Origin of the sequence: Colwellia sp. BRX8-5, from assembly GCF_014077325.1 — a bacterium.
GTDB lineage: Bacteria > Pseudomonadota > Gammaproteobacteria > Enterobacterales > Alteromonadaceae > Colwellia_A.
The window spans coordinates 1-710 of record NZ_JACGVR010000079.1 but is presented as its reverse complement, the minus strand read 5'-3'; the positions used below and the strand labels follow the sequence as shown (position 1 = coordinate 710).

The 710-nt window shown below is 43.2% G+C and carries 1 protein-coding gene; it reads left to right on the top strand.

From position 1 onward, the window contains the following. On the top strand, positions 1–710 hold a 710-nt coding region (locus H4J62_RS19945), incomplete at both ends, for a tandem-95 repeat protein (protein ID WP_182231380.1).

Here is a 710-nt window from a genome sequence, read left to right as displayed (position 1 = left end):
GAAACTGCTGATGGTCCACTCACGGTAACGAGTTTTACTGTTGGTGGGAATACGTACAATGCAGGTGATACGGTTACTCTTGCGGAAGGTGAACTCACTTTAAATACCGATGGTAGTTACACTTTTACACCCAATGACAACTTCAACGGTGCCGTGCCAGTGATCAGTTACACCATTACCGATGGTGCTGGTGACACAGAAATTTCAACTTTAACAATTTCAGTAACTCCAGTGTCAGATTTAAGTGATGATAGTGAAACTGTCACGATAGCTGAAGATACAACCGCCACGGGCAATGTGTTAGATAATGCTGAAACAGCAGACGGTCCAATGACCGTCACCAGCTTTACTGTTGATGGTAATACGTATAATTCAGGTGATACCGTTACTCTTACGGAAGGCGAACTCACTTTAAATGCAGACGGTAGTTACACTTTTACACCGAATGATAACTTCAATGGTGCTGTGCCTGTTATTACTTATACCGTTACTGATGGTGCTGGTGATACTCAGAGTTCTACACTAACAATTTCAGTGACACCCGTGTCTGATCTAAGTGATGATAGTGAAACTGTTTCTGTCGCAGAAGATACAATCGCAACAGGTAATGTGCTTGATAATGCAGAAACAGCAGACGGTCCGTTAACCGTAACGAGCTTTAGTGTTGGTGGGAATACGTACAATGCAGGTGATACGGTTACTCTTGCGGA